Annotated in this window: 13 protein-coding genes; 9 read left to right on the forward strand and 4 right to left on the reverse strand. The window is 64.9% G+C overall.

The features are described from left to right. The first annotated feature begins 14 nt into the window (after positions 1-14). Complete coding sequence (locus VH499_RS15940) at positions 15-1,412, forward strand: carotenoid oxygenase family protein (protein WP_332053731.1); 1,398 nt, start codon at positions 15-17, stop codon at positions 1,410-1,412. A gap of 1 nt (position 1,413) precedes the next feature. Here the strand turns inward: VH499_RS15940 and VH499_RS15945 are convergent, their stop codons facing one another. Beyond that, a complete protein-coding gene (locus VH499_RS15945) occupies positions 1,414-2,325 on the reverse strand; it encodes a LysR family transcriptional regulator (RefSeq protein WP_332053732.1) in 912 nt (303 codons plus the stop codon). Between the two features lie 105 nt (positions 2,326-2,430). On the opposite strand from VH499_RS15945, the gene VH499_RS15950 reads away from it, so the two are divergent. From VH499_RS15950 to VH499_RS15980, 7 genes are all read left to right on the forward strand, one after another. Beyond that, positions 2,431-3,531, forward strand: coding sequence for an HlyD family secretion protein (locus VH499_RS15950; protein ID WP_332053733.1), 1,101 nt, complete (start codon positions 2,431-2,433; stop codon positions 3,529-3,531). 10 nt (positions 3,532-3,541) lie between these two features. Beyond that, positions 3,542-5,101, forward strand: coding sequence for an MDR family MFS transporter (locus VH499_RS15955; protein WP_332053734.1), 1,560 nt, complete (start codon positions 3,542-3,544; stop codon positions 5,099-5,101). A gap of 34 nt (positions 5,102-5,135) precedes the next feature. Then, on the forward strand, positions 5,136-5,609 hold the full coding sequence (locus VH499_RS15960; RefSeq protein ID WP_332053735.1) for a carboxymuconolactone decarboxylase family protein: 474 nt from the start codon (positions 5,136-5,138) through the stop codon (positions 5,607-5,609). 97 nt (positions 5,610-5,706) lie between these two features. After that, positions 5,707-7,110 carry a 3-isopropylmalate dehydratase large subunit gene (gene leuC, locus VH499_RS15965; RefSeq protein ID WP_332053736.1) on the forward strand — a complete coding sequence of 468 codons (1,404 nt, stop codon included), beginning with the start codon at positions 5,707-5,709 and terminating at the stop codon, positions 7,108-7,110. A gap of 9 nt (positions 7,111-7,119) precedes the next feature. Further along, a complete protein-coding gene (gene leuD, locus VH499_RS15970; RefSeq protein WP_332053737.1) occupies positions 7,120-7,722 on the forward strand; it encodes a 3-isopropylmalate dehydratase small subunit in 603 nt (200 codons plus the stop codon). A 172-nt stretch (positions 7,723-7,894) separates the two neighbouring features. Beyond that, positions 7,895-9,112: an MFS transporter gene (locus VH499_RS15975; protein WP_332053738.1), complete on the forward strand. Its 1,218-nt coding sequence runs from the start codon at positions 7,895-7,897 to the stop codon at positions 9,110-9,112. A 1-nt stretch (position 9,113) separates the two neighbouring features. After that, a complete protein-coding gene (locus VH499_RS15980) occupies positions 9,114-10,361 on the forward strand; it encodes an arsenic transporter (protein ID WP_332053739.1) in 1,248 nt (415 codons plus the stop codon). Between the two features lie 4 nt (positions 10,362-10,365). On the opposite strand, the gene VH499_RS15985 is transcribed toward VH499_RS15980, so the two are convergent. After that, positions 10,366-11,718 (reverse strand): MFS transporter, encoded by a 1,353-nt coding sequence (locus tag VH499_RS15985; RefSeq protein WP_332053740.1) that lies wholly within the window; start codon positions 11,716-11,718, stop codon positions 10,366-10,368. Between the two features lie 60 nt (positions 11,719-11,778). Here VH499_RS15985 and VH499_RS15990 point away from each other — a divergent pair, with 60 nt between their 5' ends. Continuing rightward, entirely contained in the window at positions 11,779-12,453 is a 675-nt protein-coding gene (locus VH499_RS15990; RefSeq protein WP_332053741.1) for an HAD family hydrolase, read from the forward strand. 36 nt (positions 12,454-12,489) lie between these two features. Here VH499_RS15990 and VH499_RS15995 read toward each other — a convergent pair whose 3' ends face one another. Together VH499_RS15995 and VH499_RS16000 are read right to left on the reverse strand one after the other, a co-directional pair. Continuing rightward, entirely contained in the window at positions 12,490-13,311 is an 822-nt protein-coding gene (locus tag VH499_RS15995) for an ABC transporter ATP-binding protein (protein WP_332053742.1), read from the reverse strand. 80 nt (positions 13,312-13,391) lie between these two features. Further along, the gene (locus VH499_RS16000) at positions 13,392-14,729 is read right to left on the reverse strand and encodes an ABC transporter substrate-binding protein (protein WP_332053743.1); all 1,338 of its coding nucleotides are present in this window, start codon (positions 14,727-14,729) and stop codon (positions 13,392-13,394) included. Positions 14,730-14,784: the final 55 nt, after the last annotated feature.

Genomic DNA, 14,784 nt, shown 5'->3' on the forward strand with positions numbered 1-14,784 from the left:
CTCGCCCGGCGCAAATGGCCGTCCATCCCTGGAGCGGAGGCTTCCGCTCCCTGGCCGACGAATTCGACTATCGTGTCGAGGATATCGACGGCGAGGTGCCCGCTTCTTTACGCGGCACGCTGTTCCGCAACGGCTCGGGCCGCAACGAGCTCGACGGTCGATGGTTCGCGCACTGGTTCGACGGCGACGGCATGATCCAGGCGATCCGCTTCGACGCCGACGGCATCCGCTATCGCAACCGCTACGTGGTGACCGCAAGCTACCGCGATGAGACGCGAACGGGCCGCATCCTCTATCGCGGCTTCGGCAAGATGCGTCCAGGGGGCGTCCTGGCGAACATGTTTCGCGAGCCCGCCAATGTCTCAAACACGTCGGTCGTCGTCGAGAGCGGCCGCCTCCTGTCGCTGTGGGAAGGCGGACCACCCTATGAGCTCGATCGCGACACGCTGAGAACCAAGGGTGTCGCCGATTTCGGTGGCGTACTGCGAGCTTTCTCCGCCCACCCCAAGATCGATCCCGAGAGCGGTGAGCTGTTCAACTTCGGCATCGACTACGGCCGCAAGACCACGCTGACGCCCTATCGCCTGCATCGCGGCAAAGCGACGGCTTTGCCTGCAGTGACCCTGCCTCATCCGCTGATGAACCACGATTTCGTGCTGACGCGACACCATCTCGTCTTCTGCCTCGGCCCGATCCTGGTCCGTTCGCTGAAGATGATGGTGGGACTCGCGAGCTTTGACCGCGCGCTGCATTGGGACAGCGGCAAGCCCACCCTGATCCTGCTGGTGCCGCGCGACGGCAAGGGACCTCTCCGCACGATCGAAACCGATCCCTTCTTCCAGTTCCACTTCGCCAATGGCTACGAGGAGGACGGCGCCATCGTCCTCGACCTCGCGCGCTACCCGGACTTTGCGGTGATCGGCCAGGCGTTGCGCGACTTCTGGCGCTCCGATTGGCCGGCCGAAGGCATGGCCAACCTGACACGGCTGCGCGTGGATCTCGCCAGTGGCAGGGTCGACATGCGGTCGTTCACCGCAGGAACGGCCAACGAATTTCCAACCATCAATCCCGCCTGTGTGGGGAGGCGTCACCGGTTCGCCTACTTTGCCTGCAATCCCGCCGGCCACACCATGGGCCTGCAGCAGCAGATCGCGAAGGTCGATCTCGAGCGCGGCACCGTGACGGCCCACGATTTCGGTCCGGGCGGCTATCCCGGCGAGGCCGTCTTCATCCCGACCGGCGGCGCTGAAGACGACGGCATCCTCGTGACGCTGGTCTTCGACTCGACGACCGAACGCAGCGCCATCGTCGGCCTCGATGCGCGCGACCTCGGGGCCCGGCCTCTGTTCACCGCGCGGCTGAAGCACCATGTGCCGTACGGACTGCACGGCTTTTTTGCCCCTTGCTCCTGATCTATTCGGAAATCGCCCGTTCGCGACTGCGCGCGAAGTGTTCGGCCGCCAGATCGAGGAATGCGCGTACCTTGGTTGAAAGGTGATGCCGCGTCGGATAGGTCGCATTGATGGCGAAGTTGATCGGACGATGATCAGGCAGCAGCGGCACGAGCCGGCCGGCCTTCAGGTCGCTCTCCGCCCCGGCGAAGCTCGCAACCAGCATGATGCCCTGGCCGTCAAGCGCGACGGCGCGCAGCGTCTGGGCATTGTTGGTGACGAGCCTGCCCGACACCTTGACGGACATCTGGGCATTCCCCGGTCCAACGAACTGCCAGTCGTCGCCGAACGGATAGAGCGAGAAGCGCAGGCAGTTGTGTCGGGTGAGATCCTCCAGATGCTGTGGCGTTCCATGCTTCTCGAGATAGGCAGGTGCGCAACACAGAATGTGGCGCCAGTCGGCAAGCTGCCGAACGATCATGCTGGAGTCCGGCGGCTGGGTCGCGCGGATGGCGAGATCGAAGCCTTCCTCGACCATGTCGATGATGCGCTCACCGGCATTGATGTCGATCGATGCTTCCGGATGGCGGCGCAGGAATTCGACGACGACGGGCGCGATGAACGGAGTGAGGTGGGAGCCGACATAGAGACGCAGCGTGCCGCGGACGGTGGTCTGCAGCAGTCCGGCCGCGCGGTCGGCTTCTTCCAGTTCTTCCAGAAACCGCGCACAACGCTCGTAGTAGGCTTGGCCTACCTCGGTGAGACTGACCCGGCGCGTGGTTCGATTGAGGAGCCGGGCACCCAGTCGGTCCTCCAAAGCCTGGATATGGTTGCTGACCATCGTCGTGGACATGTTGAGACGTCGGGCGGCTGCGGAGAATCCGCTTGATTCAGCCACTTGGACGAAGACGGTCAGGCTTGTCAGGCGATCCATCGGTGACCATTGTCCCGTAATTCAGGATAATCTTTCGAATATTTAAGCCATTATCAATGATCGCGCCCAAGCGCAATTGTTCCGCATCCGAACGCGGAGCACGCCATGCCCTTGCTTTCCTACGCCGCCATCGCCGGTTTCGCCCGTCAGGGCAAAGCGCCCTTGTTGTCCAAGGCTGCGCTGAAGCGGTCGGCGCTCGGCATTGGTCTCGCGGCGGCTCTGGGACTCGCAGCCGACCGAGGCTACGACTACTGGACGGTCGGGCGGTACCAGGTGTCGACCGACAATGCCTACGTCCAAGCCGACTACACGACCGTATCGCCCAAGATCTCCGGCTACATCACCGACGTCCTGGTGCGGGACAACGAAAAGGTCAAGGCGGGCCAGGTCCTGGCGCGCATCGACGACCGCGACTTCCGGGTCGCGCTCGAGCAGGCCGATGCCGATGTCGAAGCGGCAAAGGCCTCGCTGCGCAACCTCGATGCCCAGATCGCCCAGCAGCGGTCAGTCATCGACCAGACCAATGCCGACATCGCGTCGGCCCAGGCAGCGCTGAGCTTCGCCCAAGCCGACAACGCCCGCTACGGCGCCCTCGTCAAGACCGGCTACGGAACGATACAGCGCGCACAGCAAGCCGAGACCGCGCTCAAGGAAAAATCGGCCATGCTCGAGCACGACCGCGCGAGCCTGCTGGTCGCGCAGCGCAAGGTAGACGTCCTCAAGACCGAGCGCGCTCGTGCCGAAGCCAATCGCGACCGCAGCCTCGCCATCCGGCATCAGGCGGAATTGAACCTCTCCTATACGACGATCAGCGCGCCGGTCGACGGCACCGTTGGTGCCCGCTCGCTGCGTGTCGGCCAATTCGCGCAGGGCGGCACGGCGTTGATGGCGATCGTGCCGTTGCATGCGAGCTATGTCGTCGCCAACTACAAGGAAACGCAGCTCGCCCATGTGCGCCCCGGCCAGCCGGCGGAAATCGAGATCGACAGCTTTCCGGGCGTCAAGTTGAAGGGTCATGTCGACAGCCTGTCGCCGGCGAGCGGCCTCGAATTCGCGCTGCTGCCGCCCGACAACGCCACGGGCAACTTCACCAAGATCGTGCAGCGCATCCCGGTGAAGATCGCGCTGGACGACGAGAGGCTCGAAGGCTTGCTGCGGGCCGGCATGTCGGTCGAGCCGACTATCGACACCCGGGCCGCCGAGTGAAGAGGCGACGATGAACGCCGTCGCAACCCCGGTATCCGCGCGGACCTGGATCGCCGTCGTCGGCTCCACGCTGGGCGCCTTCATGGCGGTGCTGAACATCCAGATCGTGAATGCCTCGCTCGCCGACATCCAGGGGGCGATCGGCGCGGGCATCGATGACGGCGGCTGGATCTCGACCGCCTATCTCGTCGCCGAGATCGTGGTCATCCCGCTCACTGGCTGGCTCGCACGGGTCTTCTCGGTGCGCATCTATTTGCTGGCCAATGCCATGCTCTTCCTGGCCTTCTCGGCGGCCTGCGCACTCGCCCAGACCCTCGGCCAGATGATCGTGCTGCGCGCCTTCCAGGGTTTCACGGGCGGCGTACTGATCCCGATGGCCTTCACGCTCATCATCACGCTGCTGCCTGCCGCCAAGCAGCCGGTCGGCCTCGCCCTGTTCGCGCTGTCCGCCACCTTCGCACCCGCCATCGGCCCCACGATCGGCGGCTATCTCACGGAGAACTGGGGCTGGCAGTACATCTTCTACGTCAATCTCGTTCCAGGCACCGTCATGCTGGTCATGCTGTGGTTCTCGCTGGAACGGGCGCCGATGCAGCTCGGCCTTCTGTGCGGCGGCGACTGGACCGGCATTGCCACCATGGCGATCGGGCTCAGCGCCCTGCAGACCGTGCTGGAGGAGGGCAACAAGGACGACTGGTTCGGCTCGCCCTTCATCCTGCGCCTGTCGGTAGTGGCCGCGATCGCGCTTTCATTTTTCGCCTGGATCGAGCTCAGATCCAGTCATCCCTTGCTGAACCTCCGCCTGATGCTGCGGCGCAATTTCGGCTTCGGCCTGTTTGCCAACTTCCTGCTGGGCGTCGCCCTCTATGGCTCGGTCTTCATCCTGCCGGTCTATCTGTCACGCATCCAGAGCTACAATTCGGAGCAGATCGGCATGGTACTGGCATGGACCGGCCTGCCGCAGCTCGTGTTGATCCCGCTGGTTCCGCGCCTGATGAAGAGGATCGACGCGCGCATCGTGATCGCGGCGGGGTTCGTGCTGTTTGCGGCCAGCAACTTCATGAACATCGACATGAGCGCCGACACAGCCGCCGACCAGCTCCTGCTGCCCAACATCGTGCGCGCCGTCGGCCAGGCTCTGGTCATGACGCCGCTTTCCGCCGTGGCCACTGCCGGCATCGAGGCGGCCAATGCCGGCTCCGCCTCGGCTCTGTTCAACATGACGCGCAACCTCGGCGGCGCGATCGGCATTGCGGCATTGCAGACGTTCCTCACCAAACGCGAGCAGTTCCATTCCAACGTGCTTGGCCAATCGGTGTCCATTTTCGATGAAGCGACCCGTCACCGCCTTGATCGGCTCACGCACTATTTCCTGGGCCATGGCGTGAGCGATCCATCGGCTGCGTGGCACAAGGCCGTGATCGCCATCGGCAATCGCGTGCATCAGCAGGCCTACACCATGGCCTTCGCCGACACTTTTTACCTGCTGGGCCTTGCGCTGGTGGCGGCGCTGTTGGCCGGACTGATGCTGAGGAAGGGCAGGCCCCCGGCGGCGGGCGGCGCCCATTGATCACCCATTGCAACGAGGAAGAAGGAGCATTGCCATGAAACCGAGACTGAATGCCTTCCAGGCCGCTCCGGCCGTCATGAAGGCGCTGATGGGCCTGGAAAGCCAGGCCACGAGCAGCGGTCTGGAACCGGCCTTGATGGAGCTGGTCAAGATCCGCGCCTCGCAGATCAATGGCTGTGCCTTCTGCCTGCACATGCATACGCGTGACGCCCGCGCCAAGGGCGAGAAGGAGGAGCGCATTTACCTGCTCGATGCCTGGCGCGAATCGCCGCTCTACTCGGCGCGCGAGCGCGCGGCGCTCGCCTGGACCGAGGCCGTCACGCTGGTGAGCCAGACACACGTGCCCGACGAGGTTTACGAACAAGCCCGGTCGGAATTCCCGGAACAGGAGTTGGTGAAGCTCACCCTCCTGGTGACCACGATCAACGCCTGGAACCGCTTCGCCATCAGCTTCCGTTCGGTCCATCCCGTAAATGTGAAAGCAGCGTTGGCCGCGACCGCGGCCTAGCACCGTTTTGCAACGCGACCGCCCGTGATCGCGCGACTCGGCAAGGTCGGGCCGCGGCTGGTACAGTCCCTCCCGACAGGAACAGAGGGTGGAACGGATGGCCCAGCCGCGGACGATGTTCGAAAAGATCTGGCAGCGCCATGTCGTCGTCGACCGCGACGACGGCTACACGCTGCTTTATATCGACCGGCATCTGATGCATGACGGGTCGGCGTCGGCCTTTGCGCGGCTCCGGGAACGCGCCATGACAGTGCGCCGGCCCGATCGCAGCTTCGCCACGCCCGATCACTACGTCCTGACCAGCAGCAGACGCCCGCAGGACATTGCGGACTCCCAGCAGCGGCATCTGGTCGAGGTGATCAAGGAGAATTGCGACGCCCACGGCGTCACTGTCTTCGCCGCGGGCGACCCACGACAGGGGATCATTCATGTCGTGGGCCCCGAGCAAGGTCTCACGCAGCCCGGCCTTTTGATGGTATGCGGTGACTCTCACACCTCGACGCACGGCGCCCTGGGGGCGCTCGCTTTCGGCATCGGCTCCTCGGAAGTGACACATGTCATGGCCACACAGTGCCTATGGCAACGCAAGCCCAGGGCGATGCGCATCAATGTCGAGGGCCGCTTGGGTGATGGCATAACCGGCAAGGACATCATCCTCGCCATCATCGGCAGGATTGGCGCGGCCGGTGCCGTCGGCCACGTGATGGAATATGCTGGCAGTGCCATCCGCTCGCTTTCCATGGAAGGCCGGCTCACGCTCTGCAACATGTCGATCGAGGCAGGCGGCCGCGCCGGCATGGTGGCACCCGACGACACCACGTTCTCCTATCTCGAGGACAAGCCCTACGCGCCCAAGGGCGAGATGTGGGACAAGGCGATGGCGTTCTGGCGGGGCTTGCCGACCGATGCGGATGCCGACTTCGACAACGAAGTGACGTTGAACGGATCGGAGGTCGCCCCCATGGTCACCTGGGGTACCAGCCCCGAGGATGCGCTGTCGGTGACGGGCCGCGTTCCCGACCCGGCGTCGGCCGACGACCAGACGAAGCAGGAGAGCATGCGGCGTGCCCTCGAATACATGGATCTCAAGCCCGGCACGCCGGTGGAGCAGATCCCGGTCGACCGCGTGTTCATCGGGTCCTGCACCAACAGTCGCATCGAAGACCTGCGGCTCGCGGCCCGGATTGCCAAGGGCCGCAAGGCGCAGGTCCCGACCTGGGTCGTCGCCGGATCCGGCCTGATCAAGAAGCAGGCCGAGGCGGAGGGGCTGGACAAGATCTTCCGCGAGGCCGGCTTCGAATGGCGGGAGCCCGGCTGTTCCATGTGCATCGGCGTCAATGGCGACATCGGCGTGCCGGGGCAGCGCATCGCCTCGACCTCGAACCGCAACTTCGTCGGACGGCAAGGCCGCGGGGTGCGTACCCACCTCGTCAGCCCGGCGATGGCCGCGGCGGCGGCCGTGACCGGCCATTTCACCGACGTGCGCAAGATGCTGGCCTAGGAGCTGTCCATGGAACCGTTCACCAAACTCACCGCCCTCGCCGTCCCGATCGACCAGGCCAATGTCGACACCGACCAGATCATCCCGGCGCGCTATCTCGGCCGGTCGCGCGAGCAGCAGGTCGAGGGTTTTTTCCACGATATGCGGCTCGATGCCAACGGCCGGCCGCGCGACGGCGTGACGCTCAACAACCCCGCCTACAAGGGTGCCCGGATCATCGTCGGCAATCGCAACTTCGCCTGCGGTTCCTCGCGCGAAAACGCGGTGACGACGATGGTCGACAACGGCTATCGGGCCTTCATCGCGCCGAGCTTCGGCGACATCTTCTTCAACAACTGCTTCCAGAACGGTGCGCTGCCGATCCGTCTTCCGGCCGAACGCGTGGCGCGGCTGAGGGTCATCCTGCACGAACTGCCCGGCTCGAAGCTTGCCATTGATCTCGCCGGCCAGACGGTGCTCGGCCCCGACGGCCAGATCGATAGTTTCGAGATCGATTCCTTCCGCAAGGACATGCTGCTGAAGGGCACCGACTCGATCGACTTCACGCTGGGCTACGAGGCCGATATCGCCCGCTTCGAAGACGGCCAGCGCCGCGATATGCCGTGGCTCTGATCGGCAGCTGCCGCGCCCGTCGGCGCACCGCCAGGCTCGGATCGGCATAGGGGCCACGATACAGGAACCTTCACGGTTCGGGACCGTTAGCAGCCGGCTCCTCCTTCACCGCCGGAATCGCAGGTTGACCCCCGCCGCATCTTCTCCGCGCCATCGGCCGGGGATTTGGCCGTTGCAGGCCCTGAATTTCTTCATGGCCGACATGCAGGCCGGAATCGGGCCTTTCCTCGGCGTCTTTCTTTTGGCTCATCACTGGCAAAGCGGTCCGATCGGCACGGTCATGACGGCGGGCTCGATCGCCGGCATGCTGATCGCGGCGCCCGCCGGCGCCTTCGTCGATGCGACGCGGCACAAGCGCGGCCTGGTGATCGTCACCGGTGCCTGCACGGTCCTCGCCTCCGGCATCGTGCTGCTGTCGCAGGACTTCTGGCTCGTGGCCGTTTCACAGGTTGCAACCGCCGTTGCCGGAGGAGCGATCGGACCGGCCGTGAATGGCATCACCCTGGGCATCGTCCGCCAGGCCGGGTTCAATCGCCAGAACGGCAAGAACCAGGCCTACAACCACGCCGGCAACATGGTGGGGGCGGCGCTTTCAGGCTTTCTCGGCTGGCAATTCGGCCTGCCCGCAGTGTTCTGGCTGGCGGCCATCTTCGCCGTCCTGTCGATCATCTCGGTCTCGATGATCCCGGCCGATGCGATCAGCCGGCGGGCCGCCCGCGGCCTCAAAGAAGAGGGCGCCGAAGACGAGGGCCTGCTCGGGCTCGGCGTGCTTCACACCAGCAAGCCGCTGCTCGTGCTGGCCGCGGCTCTCGCAGCGTTCTATCTCGGCAATGCCGCGATGCTGCCGCTCTACGGCTGGGCGGTCGTCTCTGCAGGTCAAGGCGAGGCCGCAAGCTTCGTTGCCAAGACGATCGTGGTCGGCCAGGGCGTCATGATCGTCGGATCGCTCGTCGCGATGCGCATGGCGGAGAGCAAAGGCTTCTGGTTCGTGCTGCTGATCTCGTTCGTCGCGCTGCCGATCCGGGGCGTGCTCGCGGCCTGCCTGATTACGAGCTGGGGTGTCTATCCGGTCCAGATCCTGGACGGCATCAGCTCCGGTCTCCAGACTGCCGCCGTCCCCGCCCTCGTGGCGCGCATCTTGCACGGGACCGGCCGGGTCAATTTGGGTCAGGGCGCCGTCATGACCGTTCAGGGCATCGGAGGTGCGCTCAGCCCGGCGCTCGGCGGATGGCTTGCCCAGACGATCGGCTACAGCCCGACATTCCTGATCCTGAGCGGCTTCGCACTGCTCTCGATCGCTCTCTGGGTCGTCTTTGCCGATTCGCTGCGATCGATTTGCGCGCAGGAGGTCGTCGATGGTAGGCGAGTGCTCGAGGCCGTGAATCGATAGCATGCTGATCCAATCCACGATCTGGGCGATTGCCGCGGTCGCGACAATGGGAGTCATCGTCCGACCCTTCGGCGCCCCTGAAGCGATCTGGGCCGTTCTGGGTGCAGCCGTTCTCGTGGCCACCGGACTGCTCTCCTTCGAAGACGCGTTGGCCGGCATCGGCAAAGGCACCGACGTCTATCTTTTCCTGTTTGGCATGATGCTGCTGGCCGAGACGGCGCGGGCCGAAGGGCTGTTCGACTGGGCAGCCGCTCATGCGACACGGCAGGCGAACGGCTCGGCAAGCCGGATGTTCATGCTGGTCTACGTCGTCGGCGCTATTGTGACGATCTTCCTGTCGAACGATGCAACGGCAGTGGTGCTGACGCCTGCCGTCGCGGCCGCCGCCCGCACTGCCAGGGCCGAGCAACCTCTGCCCCATCTCTTGATCTGCGCCTTCATCGCCAACGCCGCTTCCTTCGTGCTGCCGATCTCCAATCCGGCCAATCTCGTTCTCTACGGCAGCCACATGCCGCCCCTCCTCGAGTGGCTGCCCCGCTATCTTCCGGCCTCGATCGCGTCGATCGGGGCCACCTACGTCGTCTTGCGCTGGACCCAGCGCAAGGCGCTCAGCCGGCCGATCGCAACCGGCGTACCCGTCCCCCGCTTGTCCCGCAGCGGCAAGGTGGCGGCCGTCGGCATCGCCGCGACAGCAATCGGGTTGATCGTGTCATCCGCCCTGGACATCCAGCTCGGCCTGCTCACGGCCATCGCGGGGGCAGTCACCGCGACCGTCGTGCTCATCGTCGAACGCAAAGGCCCGTGGGACACGATCAAGAACATTCCCTGGAGCGTTCTGTCGCTGGTCGCCGGCCTGTTCGTGCTGGTCGAGGCGCTCGACGAGAGCGGCCTGATCCGTCTCCTTGGTGAGGCGATCGAGCGCACAGCGCAGCAGGCGGCGATGGCAACGAGCTGGGGCACCGGCCTGCTGGTCGCGCTCGGCAGCAACCTGATCAACAATCTGCCGGCCGGCCTGATCGCCAGCAGCGCCCTGCAGATCGCCGCCGTTCCTGACCAGGTCACGCGGGCGGCACTGATCGGTGTCGATCTCGGACCCAATCTCTCGGTGACGGGCTCGCTCGCGACCATCCTCTGGCTGGCCGCCCTGCGCCGCGAAGGCCAGCGTGTCGATGCGCTCGCCTTCCTGAAGATCGGCGTGCTCGTCATGCCGCCCGCGCTGCTGCTGTCGTTGGCTGCCGCGCTTTTCTGACCATTCATGTCTGGTGACGGACCCGCAGGAAGCTCACCAGCGCTGCCACGCCGGCCACCGCCGCCCCGGAGAGAATCGCGAGCGCGACAGCCTTGTCGGAATAGAGGCCGAACAGCAGCGACACCATTGCTGCTCCGGTGGTCTGGCCCAGGAGCCGCGCGGTGGCCAGCATGCCGCTCGCCCCGCCCGAGCGCTCGCGCGGGGCCGACGAAAGCATCGTGCGGTTGTTGGGCGACTGGAAAAGGCCGAAGCCGAAACCGCAGATTGCCATTCGCCAGACGATGTCGAGGCTCGACGGCTCGGCCGGCAGTCCCGCGATCAGCGCGAGTCCCGCCGCCATCGTCACGAGGCCGATGCCGCCCAGCATGCCCGAGGGATAGCGGTCGGCAAGCCATCCGGCCATCGGTGCGATGACCGCCGTCGCCAAGGGCCATGGTGTCATGAGCAGACCGGTCGCCACCTCGCTTCGGCCGAGCGTACCCTGGAAGTAGAAGGGCAGCGCCACATAGGCGAGCATCTGCGCGCCAAAGGAACAGACGGAAGTCAGGATGGAGAGCCGGAAGACGGGGATTCGCAACAAGTCGACCGGCAGCAACGGCGAGGCAAGAGCGAGTTGGCGCCGCACCAGCCATATTCCTGCCAGCAATGCCACACCAAGTTCGACGGCCTCGAGCTGCCGGCCTTCACCTTGACCCAACCCGTCGATGCCGATGATGAGCAGCCCGAAAGCGAGCGCGTTCAGGACGGCGCTGACGACGTCGAAGCGCTGGCCGGTCCTGGGATTGACAGGCAAGGAGCGTGTGGCGATCGCCAGCGCCACCACGCCGAACGGTATGTTGACGGCAAATAGCCATGGCCACGACGCCACCGAGAGAATGCCCGCGGCGACGGTCGGGCCGACCGCCGATGAAACGCCTACGAGCAGCGCATTGATCCCGATGCCGTGTCCGAGCTGGCGACGCGGATAGATGTATCGAATCAGCGCACCGTTCACGCTCATGATGCCGGCGGCGCCGAAACCCTGCACAACGCGCGCCATCGTCAGCGTGGCAAGGGAGTCCGACAATGCGCAGGCGAGCGACCCCAGTGTGAAAACCGCCAGCCCAACCTTGTAGACACGCCGATAGCCGTAATGCTCGCCAAGCGAGGCGCAAGGCAGGAGCGAAATCGTGATGACCAGTTGGTAGGCATTCACGACCCAGATCGAGCTTGCCGGGCTTGCCTGCACGTCCGATGCAATTGTCGGCAAGGCGACATTGGCGATCGCGCCGTCCAGCACCGCCATGATGAGGGCGAGTGCCACCGTCAGCATCGCCCAGTACCGTCGGGGCGTTGGCAATCCGTCAGAAGCTTCCATGCGCTTTCTTACTCCAGTCCGGATCCGACTACCCCACGCCAACCCATTCAGGAGAGCCAGATGCGCATCGAGTCCGCGTTCCTGTTCGATCTCGACGGCACGCTCGTCGACTCCGTCTATCAGCACGTCCTCGCCTGGAAAGAAGCGCTGGATGCCGAAGGCATAGAACTGTCCGTCTGGCGCATCCACCGCAAGATCGGGATGAGCGGCGGTTTGTTCACCAATCAGCTTCTTCGCGAGACCCCGCTGGAGATCAGTCCCGAGCTGGTCGACAGGCTGCGCGAGCGTCATGCGGCTTCCTACCGGAGATTCGCCGGCGCCGTCCGCCCCCTGCCGGGAGCGCGCGAGTTGCTGTCGTGGCTGACCGACTGCGGAATTCAGTGGGCAATCGCCACCAGCGGCCGCATGGAAACGGCAGCCGTCAATCTCGCGGCGCTGGACGTCGACATTGGCAAGACACCTGTCGTCACCCGCGACCAGGTGAAATATGCAAAGCCCGACCCGGACCTGTTCCTGGCCGCCGCTCAACGCCTCGGCATTTCCACCGACACAGCAATCGTGGTCGGCGACAGCATCTGGGACATGCTCGCGGCCACGCGCTGCCGTGCGCTCGGCGTCGGCCTGTTGAGCGGCGGTTATGGCGCGGATGAACTGCGGCAGGCCGGCGCGTTCAGGGTCTACGACGATCCCGCGGACGTCCTGCGCCACATCGACGAGGTGGGCGGCCGAAGGTAGACGACCATCCGCGTCGGCGAGACCCGCAGGCCGGAGCTATAGCCAGCGCTTGCGACGGCGGTAGTGCTTGACCTCGCGGAAGGAGCGACGGCCTTCACCGCCGATGCCGAGGTAAAATTCCTTCACATCCTCGTTCTCGCGCAGGTCGACGGCATCGCCGTCGAGTACGACGCGGCCGTTTTCCAGGATGTAGCCGTAGTGGGCGTAGCGCAACGCCACGTTGGTGTTCTGCTCGGCCAGCAGGAACGATACCTTCTCGCGCTCGTTCAGGTTCTTCACAATCTCGAAAATCTCCTCGACGAGCTGTGGCGCCAGCCCCATCGAGGGTTCGTCGAGCAGGATGGTGTCGGGCCGGCTCATCAGCGCGCGGCCGATCGCCGTCATCTGCTGCTCGCCGCCGGAGGTATAGCCTGCCTGGCTCGTGCGCCGCTCCTTCAAGCGGGGAAAGTAGTGGTAAACCTTCTCAAGGTCGTCGGTGATCTGCTGGCGCCGGCGCCCGTGAATGAAGGCGCCGGTGAGCAGGTTCTCCTCGACCGTGAGATGGCCGAAGCAGTGTCGACCTTCCATCACCTGGATCACGCCGCGACGCACCAGGTCGTTGGGCGTAAGACCGTCGACCCGTTCGCCGCGGCAGTGAATCCGGCCCTTGGTCACCTGCCCACGCTCCGCCAGCAAGAGGTTGGAGATCGCCTTGAGCGTGGTCGATTTGCCGGCGCCATTGGCGCCCAGCAGGGCGACGACAGCGCCTTGCGGGACCGAGAGCGACACTCCCTTCAAGACCAGGATGACGTGATTGTAGATGACCTCTATGTTCGCCACGTCGATGACGTTGGCGGACGCCGCGCCCTTCACCGCCATCTCTCCCGACTGTCGGGAGAGATGGCTTTCGTCACCTGGACGAGGCGCGGTGGAGGAGGCGCCGTGCCGGGTCACCTGGCTCAGCTCTCCTTGGTGCAATCGCGCGGCGTGATCTTCTTCTCCTTGCCGTAGGCCTCGGCCGTCGCCTTGACCAGCGGTTCCAGGATGCTGTCGTCGCCGGTGAACCAGTCGGAGATCACCTTCCATTCCTTGCCGTCCCACTGATGGACACGGCTCAGCCGCGTGCCCTCATGATCGACGCAGGAGAGCTTGATCGGCCCGATCATACCCTCGAAACCGAGTTGCTTGATGCGGTCGGCCGTGAGGTTCAGATGCTCGATGCCCCAGCGCACCTGCTCGCCGGTCATCGGCTTGTTGCCGAATTTGGCCATGGCCGTGCGGATGGATTCGGTGCCGAGCATCGAGTTGATGACGCCGCGATTGTAGAGCACCTGGCCGACTTCCTCGGCCTTCGCCATGGATTTGCCCTGCGAGACCACATACTTCTCGAGGTCCTTGTGGACGGCGAACTTGCCGGCGGGATGCTGCAGCATCAATGCCTTGTAGCCCTTGGCCTTGTCGCCGGCCGGCAGCACGTCCGGCTCCGCACCCGACCACCACACGCCGAGCATGTGATCGCGCGGATAGTTCACGTTCCCGGCCTCGGTCACGGCGGCCGAGTTCATCACGCCCCAGCCCCAGAGCAGGACGTAGTCCGGCCGCTGCTGCCGGATTTGCAGCCACTGCGACTTCTGCTCGCTGCCCGGCGCCGGCACCGGGATCTGCAGGAAGTCGAAGCCGTATTTCTTGGACATGACTTCGAGGGCTGCGATCGGCTCCTTGCCGTAGGGCGAGTCGTGGTAGAGCAGCGCGATTTTCTTGCCCTTGAGCTTGTCGAAGCCGCCCCATTCCTTTGCGATATACTGGATGGCGACGTTGGCCGCCGTCCAGTAGGTGCCGAGCAGCGGGAAGTTCCAGGTAAAGATTTCGCCATCGCGACTGTCGGCCCGGCCGTAACCCATGGTGATCAGCGGAATCTTGTCGCCGGGTGCCTTCTCGGTCAGAGCGAAGGTGATGCCCGTGCTGAGCGGGCTGAAATAGGCGGCGCCGGTCGGACCCTTGCCCTTGAGGCGTTCGTAGCACTCGACGCCGCGATCGGTCGCGTAGCCGGTCTCGCATTCCTCCAGCACCAGCTTCACGCCGTTGATGCCACCGTCGCGCGCATTCAGCATGTTGATGTAGTCGGCAGCTCCATCGGCAAACGGGATGCCGTTGGGGGCATAGGCGCCGGTGCGGTAAACCAGACTGGGGATGAACTGTTCGTTCTGCGCTTGTGCCGTGCCCGGCGCGCCCGCAATAGCAAGCATTCCTGCAGACGCCAGCGCGGCGCCGAGCAGCGCCGCTTTCCGAGTTCTCATCGTTTCCTCCTCACTGTTTGACCGTTCGACGGCCTTGACGGCCATTCATTGCCGA

Source organism: Reyranella sp., from assembly GCF_036558665.1.
Taxonomy (GTDB): Bacteria; Pseudomonadota; Alphaproteobacteria; order Reyranellales; family Reyranellaceae; genus Reyranella.